25 protein-coding genes are annotated in these 24,341 nt (G+C 70.0%); 18 read left to right on the top strand and 7 right to left on the bottom strand.

Going from position 1 to position 24,341, the window contains the following annotated elements; all coding sequences use genetic code 11:
- Positions 1 to 125: 125 nt before the first annotated feature.
- Entirely contained in the window at positions 126 to 647 is a 522-nt protein-coding gene (locus AC4PMY_RS08545; protein WP_491622459.1) for a MarR family winged helix-turn-helix transcriptional regulator, read from the top strand.
- A 284-nt stretch (positions 648 to 931) separates the two neighbouring features.
- Here AC4PMY_RS08545 and AC4PMY_RS08540 read toward each other — a convergent pair whose 3' ends face one another.
- Both AC4PMY_RS08540 and AC4PMY_RS08535 read right to left on the bottom strand, forming a co-directional pair.
- On the bottom strand, positions 932 to 1,249 hold the full coding sequence (locus AC4PMY_RS08540; protein WP_491622458.1) for a DUF7882 family protein: 318 nt from the start codon (positions 1,247 to 1,249) through the stop codon (positions 932 to 934).
- Between the two features lie 101 nt (positions 1,250 to 1,350).
- A complete protein-coding gene (locus AC4PMY_RS08535; protein WP_079000723.1) occupies positions 1,351 to 1,665 on the bottom strand; it encodes an ArsR/SmtB family transcription factor in 315 nt (104 codons plus the stop codon).
- An 83-nt stretch (positions 1,666 to 1,748) separates the two neighbouring features.
- Here AC4PMY_RS08535 and AC4PMY_RS08530 point away from each other — a divergent pair, with 83 nt between their 5' ends.
- On the top strand, positions 1,749 to 2,984 hold the full coding sequence (locus AC4PMY_RS08530) for an MFS transporter (protein WP_205847560.1): 1,236 nt from the start codon (positions 1,749 to 1,751) through the stop codon (positions 2,982 to 2,984).
- 5 nt (positions 2,985 to 2,989) lie between these two features.
- Here AC4PMY_RS08530 and AC4PMY_RS08525 read toward each other — a convergent pair whose 3' ends face one another.
- Positions 2,990 to 3,481 (bottom strand): Lrp/AsnC family transcriptional regulator, encoded by a 492-nt coding sequence (locus AC4PMY_RS08525; RefSeq protein WP_079000726.1) that lies wholly within the window; start codon positions 3,479 to 3,481, stop codon positions 2,990 to 2,992.
- 91 nt (positions 3,482 to 3,572) lie between these two features.
- On the opposite strand from AC4PMY_RS08525, the gene AC4PMY_RS08520 reads away from it, so the two are divergent.
- The gene (locus AC4PMY_RS08520; protein ID WP_079000727.1) at positions 3,573 to 4,241 is read left to right on the top strand and encodes a YitT family protein; all 669 of its coding nucleotides are present in this window, start codon (positions 3,573 to 3,575) and stop codon (positions 4,239 to 4,241) included.
- A 32-nt stretch (positions 4,242 to 4,273) separates the two neighbouring features.
- Here the strand turns inward: AC4PMY_RS08520 and AC4PMY_RS08515 are convergent, their stop codons facing one another.
- A complete protein-coding gene (locus tag AC4PMY_RS08515) occupies positions 4,274 to 5,500 on the bottom strand; it encodes a pyridoxal phosphate-dependent aminotransferase (RefSeq protein WP_064295812.1) in 1,227 nt (408 codons plus the stop codon).
- A 252-nt stretch (positions 5,501 to 5,752) separates the two neighbouring features.
- Here AC4PMY_RS08515 and AC4PMY_RS08510 point away from each other — a divergent pair, with 252 nt between their 5' ends.
- From AC4PMY_RS08510 to AC4PMY_RS08490, 5 genes are all read left to right on the top strand, one after another.
- Positions 5,753 to 6,739, top strand: a complete 987-nt coding sequence (locus AC4PMY_RS08510) for a 3-oxoacyl-ACP synthase III (protein ID WP_064295813.1) — start codon at positions 5,753 to 5,755, stop codon at positions 6,737 to 6,739.
- Entirely contained in the window at positions 6,733 to 9,411 is a 2,679-nt protein-coding gene (locus AC4PMY_RS08505; protein WP_491622457.1) for an alpha/beta fold hydrolase, read from the top strand. Before AC4PMY_RS08510 ends, AC4PMY_RS08505 begins: the two co-directional genes overlap by 7 nt.
- Positions 9,408 to 10,376, top strand: coding sequence for an NAD-dependent epimerase/dehydratase family protein (locus AC4PMY_RS08500; protein ID WP_064295814.1), 969 nt, complete (start codon positions 9,408 to 9,410; stop codon positions 10,374 to 10,376). The genes AC4PMY_RS08505 and AC4PMY_RS08500 overlap by 4 nt, the downstream gene beginning before the upstream one ends.
- Before the next feature lie 396 nt (positions 10,377 to 10,772).
- On the top strand, positions 10,773 to 12,047 hold the full coding sequence (locus AC4PMY_RS08495; protein ID WP_491622456.1) for an alpha/beta fold hydrolase: 1,275 nt from the start codon (positions 10,773 to 10,775) through the stop codon (positions 12,045 to 12,047).
- A 57-nt stretch (positions 12,048 to 12,104) separates the two neighbouring features.
- Positions 12,105 to 13,235, top strand: coding sequence for an epoxide hydrolase family protein (locus AC4PMY_RS08490; RefSeq protein ID WP_491622455.1), 1,131 nt, complete (start codon positions 12,105 to 12,107; stop codon positions 13,233 to 13,235).
- Positions 13,236 to 13,243: 8 nt separating this feature from the next.
- Here the strand turns inward: AC4PMY_RS08490 and AC4PMY_RS08485 are convergent, their stop codons facing one another.
- Positions 13,244 to 13,690 carry a MarR family winged helix-turn-helix transcriptional regulator gene (locus AC4PMY_RS08485; protein ID WP_071261399.1) on the bottom strand — a complete coding sequence of 149 codons (447 nt, stop codon included), beginning with the start codon at positions 13,688 to 13,690 and terminating at the stop codon, positions 13,244 to 13,246.
- A 64-nt stretch (positions 13,691 to 13,754) separates the two neighbouring features.
- On the opposite strand from AC4PMY_RS08485, the gene AC4PMY_RS08480 reads away from it, so the two are divergent.
- From AC4PMY_RS08480 to AC4PMY_RS08455, 6 genes are all read left to right on the top strand, one after another.
- Entirely contained in the window at positions 13,755 to 14,123 is a 369-nt protein-coding gene (locus tag AC4PMY_RS08480) for a VOC family protein (protein WP_079003789.1), read from the top strand.
- A 33-nt stretch (positions 14,124 to 14,156) separates the two neighbouring features.
- A complete protein-coding gene (locus AC4PMY_RS08475) occupies positions 14,157 to 14,690 on the top strand; it encodes a P-loop NTPase family protein (RefSeq protein WP_491622454.1) in 534 nt (177 codons plus the stop codon).
- Between the two features lie 142 nt (positions 14,691 to 14,832).
- Entirely contained in the window at positions 14,833 to 15,879 is a 1,047-nt protein-coding gene (locus AC4PMY_RS08470) for an NAD(P)-dependent alcohol dehydrogenase (protein ID WP_079000745.1), read from the top strand.
- A 191-nt stretch (positions 15,880 to 16,070) separates the two neighbouring features.
- On the top strand, positions 16,071 to 17,432 hold the full coding sequence (gene glnT / locus AC4PMY_RS08465; protein ID WP_491622453.1) for a type III glutamate--ammonia ligase: 1,362 nt from the start codon (positions 16,071 to 16,073) through the stop codon (positions 17,430 to 17,432).
- 5 nt (positions 17,433 to 17,437) lie between these two features.
- The gene (locus tag AC4PMY_RS08460; protein WP_491622452.1) at positions 17,438 to 18,436 is read left to right on the top strand and encodes an alpha/beta fold hydrolase; all 999 of its coding nucleotides are present in this window, start codon (positions 17,438 to 17,440) and stop codon (positions 18,434 to 18,436) included.
- Positions 18,437 to 18,494: 58 nt separating this feature from the next.
- The gene (locus AC4PMY_RS08455) at positions 18,495 to 19,232 is read left to right on the top strand and encodes a TetR/AcrR family transcriptional regulator (RefSeq protein ID WP_491622451.1); all 738 of its coding nucleotides are present in this window, start codon (positions 18,495 to 18,497) and stop codon (positions 19,230 to 19,232) included.
- A gap of 4 nt (positions 19,233 to 19,236) precedes the next feature.
- Here AC4PMY_RS08455 and AC4PMY_RS08450 read toward each other — a convergent pair whose 3' ends face one another.
- Together AC4PMY_RS08450 and AC4PMY_RS08445 are read right to left on the bottom strand one after the other, a co-directional pair.
- The gene (locus tag AC4PMY_RS08450; protein WP_491622450.1) at positions 19,237 to 19,587 is read right to left on the bottom strand and encodes a hypothetical protein; all 351 of its coding nucleotides are present in this window, start codon (positions 19,585 to 19,587) and stop codon (positions 19,237 to 19,239) included.
- A gap of 2 nt (positions 19,588 to 19,589) precedes the next feature.
- Positions 19,590 to 20,054 (bottom strand): type II toxin-antitoxin system Phd/YefM family antitoxin, encoded by a 465-nt coding sequence (locus tag AC4PMY_RS08445; protein ID WP_064295825.1) that lies wholly within the window; start codon positions 20,052 to 20,054, stop codon positions 19,590 to 19,592.
- 163 nt (positions 20,055 to 20,217) lie between these two features.
- Here AC4PMY_RS08445 and AC4PMY_RS08440 point away from each other — a divergent pair, with 163 nt between their 5' ends.
- From AC4PMY_RS08440 to AC4PMY_RS08425, 4 genes are all read left to right on the top strand, one after another.
- On the top strand, positions 20,218 to 21,537 hold the full coding sequence (locus AC4PMY_RS08440; RefSeq protein WP_491622449.1) for an ammonium transporter: 1,320 nt from the start codon (positions 20,218 to 20,220) through the stop codon (positions 21,535 to 21,537).
- A gap of 113 nt (positions 21,538 to 21,650) precedes the next feature.
- Positions 21,651 to 22,331, top strand: a complete 681-nt coding sequence (locus AC4PMY_RS08435) for a DedA family protein (RefSeq protein WP_064295827.1) — start codon at positions 21,651 to 21,653, stop codon at positions 22,329 to 22,331.
- A 5-nt stretch (positions 22,332 to 22,336) separates the two neighbouring features.
- Positions 22,337 to 23,575, top strand: a complete 1,239-nt coding sequence (locus AC4PMY_RS08430) for an ATP-binding protein (RefSeq protein ID WP_491622448.1) — start codon at positions 22,337 to 22,339, stop codon at positions 23,573 to 23,575.
- Complete coding sequence (locus AC4PMY_RS08425; RefSeq protein WP_064295829.1) at positions 23,572 to 24,240, top strand: response regulator; 669 nt, start codon at positions 23,572 to 23,574, stop codon at positions 24,238 to 24,240. Before AC4PMY_RS08430 ends, AC4PMY_RS08425 begins: the two co-directional genes overlap by 4 nt.
- Positions 24,241 to 24,341 lie beyond the last annotated feature (101 nt).

Raw genomic sequence — 24,341 nt, 5'->3', positions numbered from 1 at the left:
TCCTTGCTCAACCGTCGTGTTGTTAGAGAATCTAGCGATTCATGCGTCTGCATGTACCCCACTTGACATTGCGATTCGGACTCCGCTAGACAAACTCGTTACGAGAACCACTACTGTTGAACTTCATGACCGCCCAAGCCGTTGAAGCGCAGCATTACTGGTACGAGCAGGACGAGCACGAGCGCGGCCGCCACATCCTCGAAGCCATGCGGCTGTACCGCGCGGCGGAGGCCGCCATGCGTCGTCGCACGCGCGACGAGATGCACATGGGCGAGAACGATCTGCTGGCCCTGCGCTTCATGTTGCGGGCCAAGCAGGAGCACCGGTTGGTCAGTCCGACCGATCTGGGTGCCTACCTCGGCATCAAGACCTCGTCGGTCACGGTCATGCTCGACCGCCTGGAAGCGGCCGGTCACGTCGTCCGGCAGCCGAGCGAGACGGACCGCCGTCGCGTCACGGTCTCGACCACCGACTTCGCCGACGCCGAGGTCCGCAAGACGCTCAGTCACATGCACCACCGCATGATGGAGGCCACCACCGGGATCGACCCCGAGATGGCGGCCGGCATCGTCGACTTCCTCGACCGCATGCGCGAGGCCGTCGACTCGATCGATCGCACCGAGCCCGAGGGGCAGTCGCAACACTGAACGGTGGCGCCGAGCCGTCGATGAGCCGGCAGGCCACTCGGCCGGCTCCACCTGGCCTCATGTGAAACAGCGAGGCGGGCCGCACGGTCTGATCCGTGTGACCCGCCTCCGAATGTCTTCGACGATTTCGACCGCGCGCTGCGGGCCCTCCAGGCACCGCTCGAGCCGACTCTCAGAAGTCCCCGACCTTCGATGATCCGATGGTAATCGAGCACGTGTCGGACGGCCGATGCTTGAACGGTCGGATCGCTTGTGCTACTCGCGGTCGTTCCGGTTGCCGCGCCTCAGTTGTCGGCGGCCAGCTCCGGGTAGTCGGTCTCCGGCATCAGCTCGAGCCCCGCCGGCGTGTAGGTGCGGTCGAGCATGGCCTGCAACCAGGCGCGGTTGAGTGCGACCGGGCGGGAGCCGGTGAACCGGAAGACGATGGGGACGCCGGTCTCGATCCAGATCGCGTAGCGGCCCGAGCCGTGTGCGGGGTCGATCGTCCACGAGAGGAGGAACGCCTCACCCTTGCGGAGCTTCGAGACGACGACCATCTGCACGTGGGCGAGGGTCCGGTCCTCGAGCTCGAGTGCTTCGTTCCCGTACCGCAGCGTTCCCATGTTCCCCAGCCCCCTGTCGTCGTGTGCGCGGTGGATCACCGCGCCGACAATTCTGGCAGCTCCCGTCCATGGGCTGCGAACCCGAGGGGTGGGGGTGCCGGTCAGTCGGCGTCGAGGACGGCGTCGAGGAGGCCCGGGAACCGGGTGTCGAGGTCGTCACGCCGCAGGGTGAGTGTGCGGTGGCGACCGTTCGGCTCGTTCCGGATGACGCCGGCCTCGCGGAGCACCTTCATGAGGTGGGACTTCGTCGACTTCGGGATCGCGGGGTCGAGGGCCGTGCAGTTCGCGGCGTCCATCGGGCCGTCTCGCAGTTGCCGGACCATCTCGAGCCGGTCGGGATCGCTGAGCGCGAAGAGCACGGCCGGCAGCTCGATCGCCTCGCGGTCGGGGTGCGTGAGATCGGCGGGTGCAGGCATGGTTCGATAATAGTTGAACAATCGGTGGAAAGCGCGTATCGTCCAATCGTTCGATATTTTTGGAACCAAAGGATGCCCGCCCCGTGCAGACGACGACCCCGTCACCCTCGACCCGACCCATGCCCACCGCGGCCGCCGCCGTGCCGGCGACTCCGCGTCGCCGCTTCGGCTTCGTCCTCGCGGGACTCGGCAGCACGCTCATGCTCGCCGGCGCCAGCGCTCCATCACCGTTCTACCCGGAGCTCCAGGAGCGCCTCGGCATCGGACCGATCGGCGTCACCATCGCCTTCTCGGCCTACGCGCTCGCCCTGCTCGTCGCGCTCCTCACGATCGGCTCGATCTCGGACCACCTCGGACGCCGCCCGGTGATCGCCGCCGGGTTCGTCGTGCTCGCCGCGAGCATGCTGCTGCTGTGGCACGTCGACTCCGGCGCGCTGCTGTACCTCGCCCGCGTGCTCCAAGGTCTTGCCAGCGGGGCGCTGCTCTCCACGCTGTCGGCGACCATCATCGACCTGGCCCCGCCCGAGCGGCCACGGGCGGCGACCCTGCTGAACGCCATCGCACCGATGATCGGTCTCGCCTCCGGCACGATCCTCGCGGGTGTTCTGCTGCAGACGGTCGCCGATCCGTCGAGCTGGACGTTCCTGCCGCTGGCGGTCGCCTACCTGCTCATCGCGGTGTCCATCTGGATCGTGCCGGAGACCTCCGCCCGCGCTCCCGGATGGGCCCGTGCCATCCGACCTCGCGCAGCCGTCCCCGTCGACGCTCGACGGTTGTTCGTCGTGAGCATCCCGATCGTCCTCGGCGGGTGGGCGACCGGCGGCCTGTTCCTCTCCCTCGGGCCGAGCATCATGCACACGGAGCTCGGCGTGGACGGCCAGCTCGGCGGGGCACTGCTCATCGGGCTGCTGCCGGCCGCGGGGGCCGTCGCCGCCGCGGTGCTGCACCGTCGCCGACCCGTCGTCGCGGCCGTCTACGGCGCCTCCGCACTGTCCGCCGGGACCGTGCTCCTGCTCGTCGCCCTGATCCTCGGGTCGCTCCCGATCGCGGTGGTCGCCGTCGTGATCGCCGGAACCGGGTTCGGCACGGCGTTCATGGGCACGATCGCCTCGCTCGTCCCGCTCGCGCCGGCGGACGAACGCGCTGAGCTGTTCGCCGCGCTGTACATCGTCGCCTACCTGTCCTTCGGGGTCCCGGCCGTCATCGCGGGTCTCCTCGCCTCGGCGATCGGGCTCCACGCCACGGTCCTCGGCTACGGCACGGTCGTCGCGATCGCCGCGGGCACGGCCGCCGTGGTGCGTGCCCGTTCAGCCCGCTGAGGGCTTCAGTGCGCTGACGACCCCTCGGCGAGGCGATCGAGGAGGGTCGACGCTCGGTAGGGGATGACCTCGATGAGCGAGACCTTCGTGTTCGTCCGGACCACGCCCGGAGCCGCGAGCAGCACACCGGCGATGCGGTGCAGGTCCTCCGTGTCGTGCGCGACGACCTTCGCGAAGAGGTCGGCATCGCCAGTGGTCGCGTGCACTTCGACGATCTCCGGGATCGACTCGAGGGCCGCGTAGGCCTCCGTCGCGAGGTCCTGCCGGATGGAGATCTCGATGAACGCGGTGAGCGGGTAGCCCAGCGCCGACAGTCGCACCCGGCGACTCGGAGCGCCAAGTGCGCCGCTCGTCTCGAGTCGGCGCAGGCGGGCGTGGACGGTGTTCCTCGCGACGCCGAGGGTGCGTGAGAGGGCGAGCGCCGTCATGGACGGGTCGTCGTCGAGCGCGGTCAGGATGCGCGCGTCGAGGTGGTCGATGGTCGCGGGATGAGGCATGTTGCTCACTCTCGGGCTGGGAATCGAGCACGATGACCACTGCACTCTACTCGTGTTGCGCAACACGATGAGCTTACGCATCGTTGTCGGAATGAGCACCCAGCAGCCGAGCACCGCGACGTCGAGCGCGCAGCAGGCTCCCTCCACACCTGCCCCGGCGCCCTCTCCGGTCCGACACGGGGTGGTCGAGGACATCCTCGGGCTGCTCGTCGGCGTCACCGTGGTGTCGTTCGGGCTGTTCATCCTGAAGGCGGGATCGGCCGTGACCGGCGGGACGGCCGGCCTGTCGCTCCTCGTCAGCTACCTCGCACCCGTGCCGTTCCCGGTGCTCTTCATCGCGATCAACCTGCCGTTCTTCCTGCTCGCGATCCGCGGCAAGGGCTGGGTGTTCACGCTGCGGAGCGGCGGTGCAATCGTGCTCGTGTCCGTCCTGTCCGGGGTGCACCCGCTGTTCCTGCCGGTCGGGCACATCGACCCGTTCTACGCGGCCGTGGTCGGCAACGTGCTCTGCGGCGTCGGCATCCTCATCCTGTTCCGACACCGAGCCAGTCTCGGTGGGTTCAACATCGTCGCGCTGATCCTCCAGGACCGGTTCGGCATCCGCGCGGGCTACGTGCTCATGGCCGTCGACACCGTGGTGGTGCTCGTGTCACTCGTGGCCGTGCCGCCGCTCAACGTGCTCGTCTCGGCGCTGGGCGCCGTCCTGCTGAACCTCATCCTCGCGCTCAACCATCGGCCGGGCCGGTACCTGGGGGTGTAGCAGGCCGGACGCCGAGTGCGTGCCCGCTGCGCCTACTGCTTGTAGGACGACAGGAAGTTGCCGAGCCGCTCGATCGCGTCGGTGAGGACGCGCTCCTCCGGCAGGGTGACGACCCGCAGGTGGTCGGGGTCCGGCCAGTTGAAGCCCGTGCCCTGGACGAGCAGGATGTGCTCCGCCACGAGCAGATCGTGGACGAGCAGCTCGTCGTCGTGGATCTCGTGGACCTCCGGGTCGAGGCGCGGGAAGGCGTAGAGCGCACCCATCGGCTTCGTGCAGGAGACGCCCGGGATCGAGTTGAGGCCGGCCCAGGTGGCGTCGCGCTGCTCGAGCAGACGGCCGCTGGGTGCGATGAGGGCGTCGATCGACTGCACGCCGGAGAGCGCCGCCTGCACCGCGTGCTGCGCGGGCACGTTCGGGCACAGGCGCGTGGACGCCAGGAGGGTGATGCCCTCGAGGAAGCCGCGCGCATGGTCACGCGGCCCCGTGATGACTAGCCAGCCGGACCGGTAGCCGGCGACCCGGTAGGTCTTCGACAGGCCGTTGAACGTGAGGCAGAGGAGGTCGGGGGCGACGGTCGCCATCGGGATGTGGACCGCGTCGTCGTACAGGATGCGGTCGTAGATCTCGTCGGCGAGTAGGAGGAGCCCGTGTTCACGCGCGACGCCGGCGATCTGCTCCAGCACCTCGCGGGAGTACACCGCACCCGTGGGGTTGTTCGGGTTGATGACGACGATCGCTTTGGTGTTCGGCGTGATCTTGGAGCGGATGTCCTCGATGTCCGGTGCCCAGTCCGCCTCTTCGTCGCAGCGGTAGTGCACCGGGGTGCCACCCGCGAGGCTCGTCATCGCGGTCCACAGCGGGTAGTCGGGCGCGGGGATGAGGACCTCGTCGCCGTCGTCGAGCAGGGCCTGCATCGTCATCGTGATGAGCTCGGAGACGCCGTTGCCGAGGAACACCCACTCCGGGTCGACGCGGGGGAACCCCTCCATCTCCTCGTAGCGGTAGGAGACGGCCTGGCGCGCGGAGAGGATGCCGCGGCTGTCGCTGTACCCGTGCGAGTGGGGGAGCGCGGCGATCATGTCGCGGACGATCTGGTGCGGTGCCTCGAAGTCGAAGATGGCGGGGTTGCCGGTGTTGAGCTTGAGGATGCGGTGCCCGTCGGCCTCGAGACGCACGGCCTCGACGAGGGCCTTCCCCCGGATCTCATAGAGGACGCTTTTCAGCTTGGAGGACTGGTCGAGGGTGCGGCGGGTGGTCATCCCCACAGGCTACTGCGGCGACCTGCGCGCGTGGCACTGCCGATTGCAGGATCGCGGCTCCTGGCTGCACCGGCGCTTCGGCGAGCCCGAGTCACGCTGTCGGGCTGGGTACCCGCTGTCAACAACGGGGACACGATTCGTCCACGTTCAGGGTAGAGGAGTACCGTCAGACGCTGGCGGTCAAGACTGCCTGGTCAGAGGCACGGAGGAATCGTGACCGGAAACGCAACTACCCGATTCGACAATGTGGCCATGTTGTCGGTGGCGAGCACGCTGCCGTCCGCAGTGGTGACCTCGGTCGAGATCGAAGAAGGTCTCGCGGGTGCGATGAAACGCGCGCGCCTCCCGAAGGGCATCCTGCGACGCGTCGCCGGTGTGGTCGAGCGACGACACTGGGGGCCCGGCGAGAACTCGGACGACGCCACGGTGTCGGCCGGTCGCCGCGCGCTCGCCGAGGCCGGCATCTCGCCCTCGCAGATCGGGCTCATGATCAACACCTCGGTGACGCGGCAGCACCTCGAGCCCTCCGTCGCCGTCCGCATCCACGACGGCCTCGGCCTGCCGAGCTCGGCCATCAACTTCGACATCGCCAACGCCTGTCTCGGCTTCGTCACCGGCATGACCATGGCGGCCGCGATGATCGAGTCCGGCCAGATCGAGTACGCGCTCATCGTCAACGGCGAGGACGCGAGCGAGGTGCACGCCAACACGATCGAGCGCCTCAGCGGCAGCACCATCGACCGCGACGACTTCATGAGCGAGTTCGCCTCCCTCACCCTCGGCTCCGGGGCAGCCGCCGCCGTCATCGGGCCGGCCGACCGCCACCCCGAGGGGCACCGCATCCTCGGCGGCGTCACCCGCGCCGCGACGGAGTTCAACCACCTCTGTGTCGGCAGCGTCGACGGCATGTTCACCGATGCCCGAGCACTCCTCAAGGGCGGGCTCGACCTCGTCGTCTCCGCGTGGAAGGAAGCCGCCGGCGACTCGTGGCGGTGGTCGAAGATGGACCGCTACATCACCCACCAGGTGTCGTCCATCCACACGGACTCCATGGTGAAGGCCGCATCCCTCGACCGCAGTCGCGTGCCGGTCACCTATCCCTACCTCGGCAACGTCGGACCGGCCTCCATCCCGATCACCCTCGCCGACCAGCAGTCGACCCTGAACAAGGGCGACCGCGTCCTCCTCATGGGCGTCGGCTCGGGGTTGAACACCGGCCTCATGGAACTCGCGTGGTAGCGGGTACGGTCGCCGCGAACGTCGGCCTGCGGACCATGGGTGTGCGCGCCGCCGGTCTGCCCGGCCTCCCCGCGCGGTACTCACGCCGCGTCGACGTCCCCGGTCGGCTGGCGGACGACGGCGTGACGAGGAACTGGCACTACCTCGACACCGCCGAGGCGCTCAGCGAAGCCGGTGTCGAGCCGGTCGGCACCGTCCTCGCCGTCCACGGCAACCCGACCTGGTCGTACCTCTGGCGCTCGCTCATCACCCGGTCCGTCGAGCAGGCCCAGGCCGGCGGGACCGCCTGGCGCGTCGTCGCCGTCGACCAGCTCGAGATGGGCTGGTCCGAGCGGACCGAGGTCACCCGCACCCTCGAACAGCGGATCGCCGACCTCGCAGCCTTCTCCGACGCGCTCGGCCTCACCGGTCCCGTCGTCACCCTCGGCCACGACTGGGGCGGCGTCATCTCCCTCGGCTGGGCCACCGAGCATCCTGAGCTCCTCGTCGGGTCGATGCTGCTCAACACGGCCGTGCACCACCCGGAGGGCACCCCGATCCCCGCGCCACTGCGGCTCGCCGGCGCTCGCGGCATGCTCGGCGCCGGCTCGGTCCAGACGACCGCCTTCCTCGACACGACGCTGTCGCTCGCGTCCCCGCCGCTCGACCGCGACGTCCGCGACGCGTACCGCAGCCCCTACTCCGCTCCTGCGCGACGCCGCGGCATCGGTGCGTTCGTCGCCGACATCCCGGCGACCCCGGAGCATGTCAGCTTCCCGCGCCTCGAGCGCCTCGCCGACGACGTCGCCCAGCTCCGCGTCCCTGCGCTCATGCTGTGGGGTCCGCGAGACCCGATCTTCAGCGACCGCTACCTCGACGACCTCGCCGACCGCCTCCCGCACGCCGAGGTCCACCGTTTCGCCGGCGCGGGTCACCTCGTCATCGAGGACGCCCCGGTCGCCGAGTCGTTGCTCGCCTGGCTCGACGACCGGCTGCCGCAGGGCGCGCCGGTCGAAGCGACGCCTGTGGAGTCCGCTGCCGCTGCGACCGAGCAGCCCGACTTCGAACCGCTCTGGCGGCGGTTGGACGAGCGACGCACCGACGACAGCGACGCGATCGTCGAACAGCGCGGTTCGGGTGCGGCCCGTCGCGTCAGCTGGAAGCAGCTCGACGACCGCGTGACGCGATTGGCCGCCGGCTTGCACCGCATCGGCGTCCGGCGCGGCGACCGCGTGTCCCTGCTCGTCACGCCCGGCGCGACGCTCACCGCCGTGATCTACGCCTGCCTGCGCATCGGCGCGGTCGTGGTCGTCGCCGACGCCGGTCTCGGCGTCAAGGGCCTCCACCGTGCGGTCCGAGGCGCGTGGCCCGCCTACGTCATCGGCGAGACCAAGGGCCTCGCCGCCGCTCGTGCGCTCGGCTGGCCGGGTGTGAAGATCTCCGCGGCCCGCCTCCCCCGCGCGACCGCGACGGCTCTCGGCGTCTCGCACAGCCTCAAGGACCTGCTCGACGCCCGTGCAACGCCTGAGCTGCCCGGCGAACCCGGCCCGACCGACCTCGCGGCGATCCTCTACACCTCGGGATCGACCGGTCCGGCGAAGGGCGTGAAGTACACCCACGCTCAGCTGTCGTCGTTGCGCGACGTCCTCTCGGAGCACTTCTCGATCACCGCCGACTCGGGGCTCGTCACCGGGTTCGCGCCGTTCGCGCTGCTCGGCCCGGCGCTCGGAGCCCGTTCCTCGACGCCGGAGATGGACATCTCGGCGCCCCGGACACTCACCGCTCGAGCGGTCGCTGCGGCCGTGGCCGAGACGGACGCCGACATCGTCTTCCTCTCGCCGGCCGCCATCCTGAACGTGGTCGCGACCGCCGATGCGCTCGACGCAGGGGACCGACAGGCGCTCCAGGGTGTCAGGACCGTGCTCTCGACGGGCGCACCCGTCAGCCGCCAGCTCCTCACGGCACTCGTGGGTGTCCTGCCCAATGCGTCCGCACACGCGGTGTACGGCATGACCGAGTGTCTGCTCGTCTCGGACATCACCCTCGACACGCTGCCCGACGAGGACACCGAGCACACGGGGGTGTGCGTCGGGACGCCCATCGGCGGGGTCGACGTGCGCATCAGCCCGCTCGACGAGGCCGGACGCGCCACCGGTGCGCCGACGCAGGACGCGGACCGCCTCGGCGAGGTCATCATCTCGGCCGAGCACCTCAAGTCGCAGTACGACCGGCTCTGGCTGACCGACCGGGCCGCCGTCCGCGACGTCGCCGAGGACGGACGCTGGCACCGCACCGGTGACGTCGGGCATCTCGACGCCGATGGCCGCCTCTGGATCGAGGGCCGTCTGCCGCACGTGATCGCGACCCAGGACGGACCGATCGCTCCGGTCGGACCTGAGCAGGCGATCGAGACGGTGCCGCTCGTCCGCCGCGCCGCCGTCGTGGGCGTCGGTCCCGAGGGTCTCCGCCAGTGCGTCGCGATCGTCGAGACCACCACGGGTACGAAGCGGGTCCAGCTCGCCGAGGCCCAGCTCGCAGGGCAGGTGCGCGACGCCTCACCGCAGCCGCTCGTCGCCGTCTTCGTGGTCCCCGAGCTGCCGACCGACATCCGCCACAACTCCAAGATCGACCGCACCCGCCTGTCGGTGTGGGCGGAAGGCATCCTGGCCGGTGAACGGCTGAGCACCCCGTGACCGTCCTCGTCACCGGTGCGAGCGGCATGCTCGGCCGCGAGGTCGCCCTCGAGCTGCTCCGTGGCGGACATCGCGTCCGGGTGTTGCAGCGTGGACCGTCGGCGCTCACCGACGTCGAAGAGGTGCGCGGATCCATCACCGACGCAGCCGTCGTCGAGTCGGCGATGGACGGTGTCGACGCGGTCGTGCATCTGGCCGCGAAGGTCTCGTTGGCGGGTGACCCGGCGGAGTTCGAACGCGTCAACGTCGCCGGGGCCGAGGTCGTCCTCGACGCGGCCGAGACCGCAGGCGTCTCACGGTTCGTCCACATCTCCTCGCCGTCCGTCGCGCACGGTGGCTCGGCGCTCGTGGGTGTGGGTGCGGAACCGGCCGATCCGGGCGCGGCTCGCGGTGAGTACGCGCGCACGAAGGCGCAGGGCGAGCTGCTCGCCCTCGCGCGGGACCGCCGCGGCTTCGCGGTCGTCGTCGTGCGGCCGCACCTCGTCTGGGGCCCGGGCGATCCACAGCTCGTCGAGCGCATCGTCGACCGTGCGCGCCGCGGTCGCCTGCCCCTGCTCGACGACGGCACCGCGCTCATCGACAGCACGTACGTCGCGAACGCGGCGTCGGCCATCGCCGCGGCACTCGAACACGCGGAGACGGCACACGGTCGGGCGTTCGTGGTGACGAACGGGGAGCCGCGTCCGGTCGGCGAGCTGCTCGCGGGCATCTGCCGTGCTGCCGGCGTGAAGCCGCCCGCCTTCAGTGTCCCCGCCGGCGTCGCGCGAGCTGCCGGTGGGCTCGTCGAGCGCCTGTGGAGCATCCGCCCCGGCGCCGATGAGCCGCCGATGACGCGCTTCCTCGCGGAGCAGCTGTCGACCGCGCACTGGTTCGACCAGCGACAGACCCGCGCGGCCTTGCACTGGACGCCGGCGGTCTCGATCGATGAGGGTCTCGAGCGCCTGGCGGCCCACTACCGCGGCTGACCCCGGCCGGCCGGTGCGGCCTGGGGGCGGTCACCGATGCGCAGTCCCAGCCCCGCCGCCGCGGTCCAGGCACCCGAGTGCCGGCTCAAGCGGCGGCGGGGTCTGGGCCACACCCGGGCGAGGGAGCCCGGTACGCATCATGGTACGTGCTGGGCCTGGTCTGTGTCGTCGGAAGGGCCCATCCGTTCGCAAGATGGCCATCCCGCTCCCGGTGCGTCGACCCAGCCCCGCCGCAGCGATCCAGACATTCGGGTGCCGGCTCGAGCGGCGGCGGGGTCTGGGCCACGACCGGGGAGGGAAGTCCCGGTACGGACGATGGTACGCGCCAGGCCGGGCCATGTCATCAGTGGGCGTTCGCCATCGCGCCCGTCCGATCCTCGGTCTACCGTATGAGTCATGGCGACACGCGGTGACTCCGAACCCGGTCCAGCAGACGACGGTGGACGACGCGAGCAGGCGCCCACGTCCCGTCGTCGGGTGGTCGGACGGATCATCGGCGTCGCCGCGTTGGTGGCGTTCATCGTGGCGGTACCTGCCGTCGCGCGGCTGCTCGACTTCGGCGTCCGCGTGGGGGAGGGGGCGGCGGTCGAGTCCTCGGTGGAGGGCTTCTACGGGTCGGCTACGCCCACACCGGCGTCGACCTCCGCGACGCCGGGGACGATCGTGCGGAGTGAGCCCGTCGTCGGCGCGCCGGATGGTGCCACGGCGCTGCGGGTCGTCTACCACTCGACCGACGTCGACGGCGCCGACATCCTCGTCTCCGGCCTGATCGTCGCACCGAGCGGACCGGCGGCGGCCGGGAGCCGAACGGTCGTGTCCTGGGCGCACCCGACGACCGGCACCGCACCGCACTGTGCGCCGTCGAGCGGTATCGCGCCGTTCGCGCTCATCGAGGGGCTCACCGACCTCCTCGCGGACGGCAACGTCGTCGTCGCCACCGACTACGCGGGTATGGGGATCCCCGGCCCGGCGTCGTTCCTCATCGGCGCGACCGAGGCGGCGAACGTCCTCGACATCGCCCGTGCCGCGCAGCACGTCGAGGGCATCGGCGCGAGCGACCGCGTCGTGCTGTGGGGGCACTCGCAGGGTGGACACGCCGCCCTGTTCGCGGCGCAGCGTGCCGCCACCTACGCGCCGGACCTCGACGTGCGGGGCGCCGCGGTCGCGGCTCCGGCGAGCGACCTGGCGGCGCTCCTCGAGGACGACATCCGCGACGTCTCCGGTGTCACGATCGGGGCCTACGCCTTCAACGCCTACGCCGAGGCCTATGCCGACCGACTCCCTGCGGAGCCGCTCAGCACCATCCTCTCTCCGGCCGGAGTGGCGGCCGTGCCCGCGATGGCGAAGCTGTGTCTCCTCGGCGAGAACCAGCAGCTGCACGACATCGCCGACCCGATGATCGGCTCGTTCCTGACGGAGGACCCGGCGACAGCCCCCGTCTGGAGTGACCTCCTGCGGGAGAACACGCCCACCGAGCGGATCACCGTGCCGCGGTTCGTCGCGCAGGGATCGAAGGACACGCTCATCCGGCCTGCCGTGACCGCCGCCTACGTCGCCGCGCAGGAACAGGCCGGCGCCTCGGTGACCTCACGCGTCTACCCCGACGCCGATCACGCCACTGTCGCCCTCACTGCCCTCGCCGACCTCCGGGCCTGGATGCGCACACTGTGATGCGCTAGCGGATCCGGTTCGCCTCCCCTGTCGGACCTCTGCTCTAGCGTCGAGCGCATGCGTTCGTTCCGGATCCAGGTGCCCGATGCCGACCTCGAGGACCTGCGGCGGCGACTCGACACGGTTCGCCTCCCCGCCGCGATCGGTGATGCGGCCGAGGAGAGCGCGCTCTCGCTCGACCGGTTGCGGGCACTCGTCGCCCACTGGCGGGACGGCTTCGACTGGCGGCGCGTCGAACGCGAGCTCCAGGAGGTGCCGCAGTTCGAGGTGGAGGTCGACGGGCAGCTGCTGCATGTCGCGCGGCTACCGCCGTCGGGCGGCGTCACGGTGACGGTCCCGGTGATCGCGTTCCACGGTTGGCCGTACTCCTTCGTCGAGATGCTGCCGCTGGCGAGGGAACTCGCAGGACGCACGGTCGACCTCGGCGGCGGCCGGACACTCGGCTTCGAGGTCGTCGTCCCCTCCCTGCCCGGGTACGGGTTCTCGGCGCCGCTCTCGGACCGGCCGTTCACCGGTCCGGTGGTCGCCGAACTGATGCACGCGCTCATGACCGAGGTGTTGGGGCACGTGAGCTACCTCACCTACGGCGAGGACGTCGGTTCGACGACGAGCGACTGGCTCGCGGCGCTGCATCCCGAATCGGTGATCGGCCAGTTCGCGACCCACGCCGCCTTCCCGGCGGCGTCCCGAGCCCGCGACCTCACCGCCGAAGAGCAGGGCTGGCTCGATCGACACGACCAGGAGTGGGCTCGCGGTCTCGCCTACGCCCGGGTGCAGGCCACCAGGCCCGAGATCCTCGCGACGGCCCTGAACGACTCACCGGTGGGCCTCGCCGCATGGATCGCGGAGAAGCTCCTCGCGTGGGCGGGTGACGGCACCTGGTGGACCGACGACGAGCTCCTGACCACGGTCTCGCTGTACTGGTTCACGCAGAGCATCGGATCATCGTTCCGGCCGTATCGCGACCACCCGAAGCAGCCCGAACTCCCGCTGATCGAGGTGCCCGTGACCGTCGCCGTGCAGACGGGCGAACGCGGACTCCCGCGCTCCTACGCGGCGCGGGCGTACAGCGACATCCGGAGCTGGACGGAACTGGATCGCGGGGCGCACTTCACGGCCTGGCAGGTGCCGGTCGCTGTGGCGGACCGGATCCAGGCCTTCGTCGAGACGCTTCCCGTCACCGACTGATCGGCTCCTCAGTCCTCGTCGTCGCGAAGTGATCGGATCATGCTGCGCAGGACGACGAGCGCCTCCCGCTGCTGATCGGGGGTCATGCCACTCAGCATCCGGACTTCGACCGATCGCACGGCGGCGGACGCCTGCGCGAGCTGCTCGCGGCCGAGCGGGGTGAGTCGCGTCGGTAGCGCCTTGCCGACGGGGGCCTGTTCGGGGCGGCTGACGAAGCCGTCGCGCTCGAGGGCCTGCAAGAGGACGTTCATCGACTGGCGGGTCACGAAGGCCCCGCGGGCGAGCTCGGAGTTCGACAGCCCAGGTCGCTGGGCGAGGAGTTCGAGGCAGGAGTAGTGCGTGATCGTCATGCCGAGTGGCCGCAAGACCGCCTCCATCGCCGAGCGGAGCGCGCTCGCCGCCTCCTTCAGGAGGTAGCCGAGCGACGTGTCCAGTTCGATCCGATCTTGACCCATGTCAGTATTCTGACATAGAGTGGTATGTGTCAGATAACTGACACGACACGATTGGATGCACATCATGCCCGTCACCGGACCGGACTTCATCTCCCTCCAGGTCGCCGACCTCGACGCCTCGCAGGCCTTCTACGAGCAGTACCTCGGCCTCGTCCGCTCGCAGGCCGGCCCGCCGCACGCGGTCGTCTTCGAGACGACGCCGACCGCCTTCGCCCTGCGCGACATCGTCCCCGGAACCGATCTCGCCTCCGCGCCCCAGCCTGGGATCGGCGCGGCGATCTGGCTGCACGCCACGGACGTCCAGGAGATCCACGACGCCCTCGTCGCCGACGGGCACACGATCGTCTCGGCGCCGATCGACGGCCCGTTCGGTCGCACCTTCACCTTCGCCGACCCGGACGGCTACCAGCTGACCCTCCACGACCGCGCCTGACCTCGTCCGCGTCCGACCGGTCAGAATGGACGGATGCGACGATCGAGAGTGCACGTGATGGGGGCGAGCGGGAGTGGCGTGACGACGCTCGGGCGGGCGCTCGCCGACCACTGGTCCGTCCCGCACGCCGACGCCGACGACTACTTCTGGGTGCCGACCGACCCGCCCTACGTGACCAAGCGTTCGGACGCGGAGCGGGTGCGGCTCATGCGTGAGCTGTTCGTGCCGCGCGAGGCCTGGGTCCTGTCGGGCTCGATGCCCGGCTGGGGTGACGAGATCGTCGCCGAATGCGACGCGATCGTCTTCGTGACCCTCGACCCGGCGGAACGGCTGCGGCGTCTGGAGGCCCGAGAGATCGAGCGGCGGGCCGGTGAACCGCACGACGACCGTGCGTGGCGGCAGTTCCGAGCCTGGGCGAGTGGCTACGACGACCCTGCGTTCGACGGCCGGAGTCGGGCGTCGCACGAGGCTTGGCTCGCGACGCTGCCGCAACCGATCCTCCAGGTCGACAGCGGGTTGTCGCGTGCTGAGCTCCTCGACGTCGTCCTGGCCTGGGAACCGTCCTGACGGGTGTCGACGGCCCGGCCTGTCAACGGGGTGCCGGCCGACGGATCGAGGCGCATACTGGAACGGTCAGACTTATCTGACACACGTCGCTTAGTGAGCGACTGCGGCGTGCGGTTCCGACGCTCGAGGAGGATGTCTCACCATGAAGGCACTGCGGTACACGAAGATCGGCTCGGCCCCCGAGGTCGTCGAGATCGAGAAGCCGACACCGGGGCCGGGTGAGATCCTGCTGAAGGTCACCGCCGCCGGTGTCTGCCACTCCGACGACTACGTCATGAGCCTCCCCGAGGAGGATTACCTCGCGCAGCAGTACCCGCTGCCGCTCACGCTCGGACACGAGGGTGCCGGTGTCATCGAGTCGTTCGGTGAGGGTGTCGAGACGGGCCTGCAGATCGGTGACGCGGTCGCCGTCTACGGGCCGTGGGGCTGCGGCCACTGCCTGAACTGTTCGCAGGGCAAGGAGAACTACTGCACGAACGCCGTCGCCGAGGGGATCCGTCCTCCCGGGCTCGGCAGCCAGGGTTCGATGGCCGAGTACATGATCGTCGACGACGTGCGTCACCTGGTGCCGATCGGCGACCTCGACCCCGTGAAGAACGTGTCGCTCACCGACGCGGGCCTCACGCCGTATCACGCGATCAAGCGCAGCCTGCCGAAGCTCGGTGCCGGCACCTTCGCCGTCGTCATCGGATCCGGTGGCCTCGGTCACGTCGGCATCCAGATGCTCAAGGCGCTCTCCGGTGCGACGGTCATCGTCCTCGACGTGAGCGACGAGAAGCTCGAGCTGGCCAAGCACGTCGGTGCCGACGTCACGCTCATCAGCGACGAGTCGGCTGCAGGCAAGATCCGCGAGCTGACCGGCGGTATCGGGGTCGACGCCGTGTTCGACTTCGTCGGCGCAGGCCCGACCATCGCCACGGCCACCGCGGTCGCCGCCATGGAGGCCGACGTGACGATCGTGGGCATCGGCGGCGGTTCGGCGACCGTCGGCTTCGGGTCGATCGCCTACGACGCCGCCGTGCGCGTGCCGTACTGGGGTTCGCGGAGCGAGCTCATCGAGGTCTTCGAGCTCGCGAAGGCGGGCAAGGTCGACGTCGAGGTGCAGCCGTACTCCCTCGCCGACGCCCCGAAGGCCTACGAGGACCTGCACGCGGGAACGATCCGCGGGCGTGCGGTCATCGTTCCGTAACCACGACGCTCGGAACCGGCGTCCGTCGCACTCGCGGCGGGCGCCGGTTCTGTGTTCCAGTGCACCTCGGCACAGCGTTCACACCCTCGAAACACTTTCGACACTGCATCGAAACTCCATCCGCGCATACTTTCAATACAGTATCGAAATGAGTCGCGGCGAGGGCCGCGACGCAACCGGAGGAGCATCCCATGACCGTCGTCGAGACCGTTACCACCGTGGATTCCGTCCGCGCCCGCCTGCAGGAGGCCGGCGTCAAGTACGCGATGGCGAGCTTCGTGGACATGCACGGCAGCATCAAGACCAAGTTCGTCCCGCTGTCCCACCTCGAGCGCATGGCCGGGGGATCGGAGCTCTTCACGGGGGCTGCGCTCGACGGCCTCCCGCAGGCGATCAGTGACGAGGAGCTCTCCGCCCGTCCCGACCTCGACAGCGCCGTGCAGTTGCCGTGGCGGAAGGACGTCGCCTTCTTCGCGAGCGACCTCTACACGAAGGGCGAGCCGTTCGAGGCGGCGTCGCGCAACATCCTCAAGCGCCAGCTCGATGCCGCGGCCGAGATGGGCTTCACCTTCAACCTCGGGATCGAGACCGAGTTCTTCGTCCTCAAGGACACCCCGGAGGGTGTGACCGAGGTCAGCGACCGCGACGACCTCGCGAAGCCCTGCTACACGGCGACCGCCGCGCTCGACAACCTCGATTGGCTCACTGAGCTGGTCGAGGCGATGACCGAGATGGGCTGGGGTGTGTACTCGTTCGACCACGAGGACGCCCCGGGGCAGTTCGAGATCGACTTCAACTACTCCGACGCGCTCACCATGGCCGACCGCGCCGTGTTCTTCCGGCTGATGGCCAACGAGATCGTCCGCAAGCACGGCTACTTCGCGACCTTCATGCCGAAGCCCTTCGCCGACCGGAGCGGGTCGGGTGCGCACTTCAACATGTCGCTCGCCGACATCGAGACCGGAGAGAACCTCTTCGAGACCGACGACGACCCACGTGGTTGCGGCATCTCGGAGCTCGGCTACAAGTTCATCGCCGGTGTCCTCAAGCACGCGCCCGCGCTCTCGGCGGTCATCGCGCCGACGGTCAACAGCTACAAGCGGCTCGTGCGTCAGGGGAGCATGTCGGGCTCCACCTGGGCTCCGGTCTTCGTGAGCTACGGCAACAACAACCGGACGAACATGCTGCGCGTGCCGCTCCAGGGCGGGCGCGTGGAGTGCCGGGCTGCGGACATCAGCTGCAACCCGTACCTCGGGGCGGCGCTCATCCTCGCCGCGGGCCTCGAGGGCATCCGCGAGGACCTCGACCCGGGAGCTCCGCACACCGAGAACATGTACGACTACACCGAGGCGCAGGTCGCGCAGCTCGGCATCGGCATGCTGCCGCGCAGCCTCGGTGAGGCGGTCGACGAGTTCGCCACCGACTCGTTGTCGCGTGCCGTGTTCGGCGAGGCGATGTACGACGCGTTCATCGACTACAAGCGTCAGGAGTGGAACGAGTACCAGGCGCACGTGTCGGACTGGGAGACCGCCCGCTACCTGAAGTTCTTCTGATCCCGATGCACCAGGTCCTCGACCTCGGGAGGTTCGCGCTGGAGTCCGGCGCGGACCTCCCGGAGGCGCGGCTCGCGTACACGACGCAGGGCGCGCTGAACGCCGACGGTGACAACGCCGTCCTGCTCCCGAGCTACTACACCGGGACGCACGCGAGCTACGAGCCGTGGGTCGGTCCGGGCCTGGCGCTCGACCCCGACCGCTGGTTCATCGTCTCGGTGAACCTGTTCGGCAACGGCGTCTCGACGTCGCCGTCGAACGCGGCTGAGGAGGTGCGCGGTGCCGCGTTCCCCGAGGTCTCGATCGGTGACGACGTCCGTGCGCAACGGCAGCTCGCCGACCACCTCGGTGTCCGCCGCTGGCGGTTGATCGCCGGCTGGTCGATGGGCGCGCTGCAGGCCTACGAGTGGGCGGTGCGGTATCCGGAGTTCGTCGACGCGTTCCTCCCGGTCGCCGGTGCCGCGCGGTGTTCGCCCCACAACGCCGTCTTCCTGGCGGGCGTCGAGGCGGCGCTCCGGGCGGATCCGGCCTTCGACGGCGGCCGCTACACGACACCGCCACGGGCCGGACTCCGCGCATTCGGGACGGTCTATGCGGGGTGGGCCTACTCGCAGGCGTTCTTCCGGGATGGCACCTACCGCGAGCTCGGGTACACCGACGTCGCAGACCTCCTCGAGGACTGGGCGGCCGACCACGAGCGGTGGGACGCGAACGACCTGCTCGCGATGCTGCGCACCTGGCAGCGGGCGGATCCCGGGCAGGGGGTCGAGGGCGGGTTGGCTGCGGCGCTCGGGCGAGTGCGCGCGCGGAGCATCGTCATGCCGTCGTCGACCGACCTCTACTTCACCGTCGAGGACAACGTCCTGGAGTCGGCGATGATGCGTCGGAGCGAGGTGCGGGTGATCGAGTCCGACCTCGGACACGTGGCTGGGCGGCCTGGCGTGCGTGCCGCCGAGACGGCCGTGATCGAGGCGGCCATGCGGGAGCTGCTGGCCGAGGGCTGAGGCGCTGTGCCCGCCCGTAGGATTGGCGGAGGTGTCCGCGAGCAGGGAGTGGTGATCGATGGCCGGCCGCACAGGAGCATCGCCCGGGCGTCCTCGCGCCAGCGGGGTCGCCGCCGAGGATCCTCGTCAGGAGATCATCCAGGTCGCGACCAGGCTGTTCGCGGAGCGCGGGTACGAGCGCACGAGCATGACGATGCTGGCCGAGGCGTGCGGGATGAAGCAGTCCTCGCTCTACTACTGGTTCGCGAACAAGCGCGAGGTGCTGCGGGCGACCGCCGCCTCGAACCGCCAGTCGGTCGGCGCCGCGGAGGCCCTCGGTCCGATCGAGGCCGACGTCCCCGCGAAGCTCTACCGCGTCCTCTACGAGGACGGTGTCGCGATCTGCGAGGCGCCCTTCGACTACAACGAGATCGAGCGGCTCGCGGCGGAGCATCCCGACGACCTCGCGTCGTTCTGGGACGACTACCGCACGCTGTTCACATTCATCGCCGGACTCATCCGAGACGGCGTCGAGCAGGGGGCCCTCGTCCTCGGCGGCAGCGAGACCCCGGAGTGGGCTGCGGCCGCCGCGCTCCACGCCAACGAGGGCATGCAGAAGGCCTTCCGCTATGGCTCCGGCGACATCGCCGCCCAGTACCCGCCGGTCGAGGCCGCCGAGGGTGCGAGCGAGGCGGACCGCATCAGGGCCTTCGCGCGGCGCACCGCCTCCGCCACCCTCCACAGCCTGTTGGTCGACCGCGCAGCGCTCGCCGACGTCGAGCGGGCTGCGCTCCACCTCGACCTCGCCGGGGAGTGAGCCGCTACTTCGTCTCGTTCGGGTGGCTCGTGTGCACCTGCTTCAGATAGACGGTGCGTCCGTCGACGTAGTACCAGATACGCGCCGTCCCCTTCGCGGTCGGCTTGTGTTGCCAGCGTTCGTGCGTCTGCCCAGCTCGGGTGATGACGCCGAGATCGCCCATGAGTCGGTAATTCGTGAGCGTGGTGTCCAACGGTGTCGAGGTGAGGAAGTCCCAGGTGTCGGCCATGGAGTTCCGAATGGTGGCGACGAGGTCTTGCCACCCGCGGCTGGCCTCGGCGGTCGCGAAGCGTATCTCGTACTGGATCTTCTTCGGCGGGCGCGGAACCAGCGCTCCTCTCTTGGATGCCGCCACGGTCAGGGGCGCTCCACCGGCCCGACCTCGTCGGTCTCGAGCCACACGAGATCGACCGCGCCGAGGCCCGCAGCCAAGGCCGTGGCCGTCTCCTTCCAGGAGGTCAGCCGGGTGATCGCCAGGTGCGGCTGATCGGTCGCGATCGACGCGCGGGCTGCGTCGACCAGGTCTTGCGCGCACGTAGCCCGGTCCGCGTTCGAGAGCGCGAGCATCCAGGGGAACGCCCGGGACATCCGCTCAGCGAGTGTGCCGGTGTCGTCGAGGGTCACGGTGATGAGCTGTGCAGCGAAGTCCAGGAGGTGCGCGCGGGCTTCGGCCTCACGCTGTGACATGAGGACCAGTGGCTCGCCGTCACGTCGGGTCACCGTGACTGGGTGATCGTCGGCCTCGGCGAAGACCTCGGCCGAGTGCTTGCTCAGATCGGAAGAACGGCGGCTGAGTGTCGGGAGGTAGGTCGAAGCGCTCATCCACTCATGGTATTCGGAATGTGTTCGGAAGTCTATGGAGACGCGACGTAACGAACACGAAACGGATTCGATACTGCATCGAAACCGGTCGTCACGACAATTGGATGACCTATTGAAAATGCGGTCGTCCGTTTCGGATCCCGCGCGAACCCTGGAGGTCCGGATGGACACGGCTGCAATCGCGGGCAACACGGCATGGCTCCTGACGGCGGTGGTGGCCGTGGCGCTCATGCTGCCCGGCCTGGCGATGTTCTATGGCGGCATGGTCAGTCGTCGCATCACCATGAACATGATGATGATGATCTTCGCGTCGTTCTGTCTCGTCGGGATCCTCTGGGTCGCGTTCGGCTACTCGATGGTCTTCGGCGACAGCCTCGGTGGCCTCGGACTCGTCGGCGACCCCACCGAGTACCCGGGCCTCGGTCAGTTGCTCGTCGCCCCTGAGGGAAGCGCGCTCCCGCCGCTGGCGCTCGCCGCACTCCACCTGATGTTCGCCGGTCTCACGATCGGGATCGTCGCCGGAGCGGCCGCAGGTCGGATGAAGTTCAGCGCGTGGATGGTCTTCGCCGGTGTCTGGTCGACGCTCGTCTACTTCCCGGTCGCGCACTGGGTCTTCGCCTTCGACTCCGCCGACGGCAGCGTGCAGGGCGGGTGGCTCGCCAACACGATCGGCTCGATCGACTACGCCGGCAGCACTGCGATCCACGTCAACTCCGGGGTCGCCGCCCTCGCCCTCGCCATCGTCCTGGGCAAGCGGAACGGCTTCCCGTCGCAGCCCAAGGCGCACAGCCTCCCGCTCACGCTCCTCGGCGCCGGCCTGCTCTTCGTCGGCTGGATCGGCTTCGACGGCAGCGCCCTCGGTGCCGCCGACAACAACGCCGCCGTCGCCGTGTTCAACACCGTCGCCGCGACCTGCGCGGGCGTCATCGTCTGGCTCGTCGTCGAGAAGCTGCGCGACGGTCACCCCACCACCCTCGGTGCCTGCTCGGGCGCGATCGCCGCACTCGTCGCCATCACGCCATCCTGCGGTGCGGTCACCCCGCTCGGCTCCCTCGCGATCGGTGCCGCCGCGGCGGTCGTCTGCTACTTCGCGGTGAGCCTCAAGGTCCGCCTCGGCTTCGACGACGCCCTCGACGTCACCGCGCTGCACTTCGTCGGCGGTGTCGTCGGCGGCCTCCTCATCGGTGTCCTCGCCGTGCCGCTCGCGCCGAGCGGTGGAGAGGGGCTCCTCGCGGGCGGTGGCTTCCTGCTCCTGGGCAAGCAGGCGCTCGCGATCGTCGGCGTCTTCGTCTACACCTTCTCCATCACCTGGGTGCTCGCGAAGGTGCTCGACAAGACGATGCGCATCCGTGTCCCGGCCGAGACGGAGGCGCAGGGCCTCGACGTCGTCCTCCACGCCGAGAACGCCTACGAGATCAGCACGCACGAAGCGCTCGCCCCGCGTGGGCACGCCGAACCGACGGTCCCGGCCGTCGTCGACTAGGACCGGCACCGAGGGGGAACGGCACTGACGGCGCCGCAGAACACCACCGGGGTAGGGGGTCCGCGATACCCCAGGGTGATGCTGCGGTGCCGTCCGCTTCGTAGCGTCGGAGCATGGACGTCATCAACGAGCTCATCCTCAACGCAGTGACCTCACCGTGGCTGTACGTGGTGATGTTCGCGACCGCCGTCATCGACGGGTTCTTCCCGCCGATCCCGAGCGAGACGGTGCTCGTCGCCGCGGCGGCCGTCGCGGTCTCGACCGGCGGATCGAACCTCCTGCTCCTCTGCGCCGTCGCGGCCGTGGGCGCGGCGATCGGCGACAACATCGCCTACCTCATCGGCCGCGGGGTCGGCACGACGCGCTTCGCGTGGATGCGGCGTCCCCGGATCGCGGCGGCTTTCGATCGGGCAGGGCGGACGCTCGGGCGTCGAGGCGCCCCGCTGATCCTCGGGGCGCGGTACATCCCGGTCGGCCGCGTCGTCGTCAACATGTCCGCCGGTGCCCTCCGATACCCGTGGCGACGGTTCCTGCCGCTCAGTGTCATCGGGGGAGTGACCTGGGCCGCCTACAGCGCGATCATCGGCGTCGTCGCCGGCAAGCTCTTCGAGGACCAGCCGTTCCTCAGCTCCGTGCTCGGTGTGGGCGTCGCGCTCGTCCTCGGTCTGGTCGTCGACCGGGTCGCAGCCGTCCGTCGTCGTCGCCGTGAGCGGTCCGATGCGGCCAGCGACGGGACGCCGGCCGGGTCAGACACCGAGGAACACCCGCCGGCCCTGGCGCTGATGGGACAATGACCCTCATGGATCGGACGGCGCGCGGCACCTCCCGCCGCACCGTCGGACGCTTCGTCCTCGCGGGCGTCGGCGTCGTCCTGCTGAGCGTCCTCGTTCCGATCCAGAGCCTCCTCTACGGCACCGTGCTCCCGGCGTCGTTCCTCCTCGGAGCCGCGGTCTGCGGCGCGCCGCTCCTGTCCGTCGTGCTCCCGCGCGTCGCGATCGTGCTGTTCTCCGCTGCTGCCTTCGTGCTCCCGCTGGTCGCCTCGCCCGACCACGACCCGGTCTGGCCGTGGCCGTGGTCGGTGCCCGCGCTCATCGCCTTCGCCGTGTTCGTCGGCGTCGTCACCTTCCTCCACGGCTGGCTGCTGGGACTCATCCCGCTGCTCGTCGGCATCGCGGGCTCGCTCGTCGCGGCACTCCTCGTCCCGTCCGCCGCCGACGCGACCGCCATGGCCGCGGACCTCATCGTCGCGTCCTCCGTTGCGGGGGTGGCGTACCTCGTGGCTCTGCTCATCTCCGGGCGGGTGCGGTTGGGAGAGGAGCTGACTCGTGAGCGCGAGACCTCCGCCGCTGAGCAGTCCCGGCGCGTGCTCGTCGAGGAGCGCACCCGGATCGCCCGCGAGCTCCACGACGTGGTCGCGCACAGCATGTCCGTGATCCAGGTGCAGGCCTCGACGGCGAAGTACCGCGTGCCCGGCCTCGCCGAGGACGCCGCAGCGGAGTTCGACGACATCGCCGCCACCGCTCGGGGCTCGCTCGTCGAGATGCGGCGTCTGCTCGGGGTGCTGCGCACCGAGGACCAGATCGCGGAACTCGCGCCGCAACAGGGCCTGGACGACCTTCCGGCACTCGCCGACGGCCTGCGCCGCGTGGGTGCCGACATCACCCTCTCGATGGACCGCGGCGACGAGGGCGCGCTGCCCGTCCCTCCGACCGTGCAGATCGCCGCGTTCCGCATCGTGCAGGAGGCGATGAGCAACGCCGTCCGACACGCGCCGGGCGCGCCCATCGTCGTCGATGTCCGAGTCGATACGACCGCGGTACAGCTGCGCATCCACAACGGTCCTGCGCAGAGCACGGGGGAGCACGGCGCCGGACACGGCCTCCGAGGCATGCTCGAACGCGCCGCCCTCCTCGACGGCACCCTCGACGCCGGCCCCGACGGCGCAGGCGGTTGGCTCGTGACGGCCGTGCTGCCCACCGGGGAACCGACCTCGACGCCATCCCGCCCCCGACCCAGCTCGACGAAGGAACGCCAGTGACCATCGACGTCCTCATCGCCGACGACCAGGCCATGGTCCGAGCCGGGTTCGCCGCGCTCCTCGACGCCCACGACGGGATCCGGGTGACAGGGCAGGCCGCGAACGGTGCCGAAGCGGTCACGCTGTCGGCGCGACTCGACCCCGACGTCATCCTCATGGACGTCCGCATGCCCGAGCTCGACGGCATCGAGGCGGCGAAGCGCATCCTCGGCCCGGGCTACCCGGCGGCGAAGGTGCCTCGCATCATCATGCTCACCACCTTCGACATCGACGACTACGTCTACGACGCCCTGCAGGCCGGGGCGAGCGGCTTCCTCCTCAAGGACGCGCTGCCCGAGGACCTCGTGCACGCCGTCCGGGTGGTGGCGGCCGGTGATGCACTGCTGGCACCCAGCGTCACCCGGCGGATGATCGCCCAGTTCGCCGCGCAGAAGCCCCGTGCCTCGCATGGTGCCGCGCGGCTGGCGGAGCTCACCGAGCGCGAGCGCGAGGTGCTCGTCCTCATCGGCCAGGGGCGGTCGAACAGCGAGATCGCCGCGACCCTGTTCATCGCGGAGCAGACCGTGAAGACCCACGTCGGCAAAGTGCTCGCCAAGGTCGGCGCGCGCGACCGCGTGCAGGCCGTGATCTTCGCCTACGACACCGGACTCGTCGCCCCGTCCTGACCCGGACGCCGCGCGTCGACACCTCACCCCTGGGTACGGGGCGCGACGACACCGCCGGGTGATGTGCCCTCGGGTACCGCGTTCGTAACCTCCTCGGACAC

The sequence above is a fragment of the Plantibacter sp. MDV22-iso1 genome, from assembly GCF_058408345.1.
The sequence above is the reverse complement of the archived record's forward strand: the minus strand, read 5'-3'. Positions and strand labels throughout refer to the sequence as shown.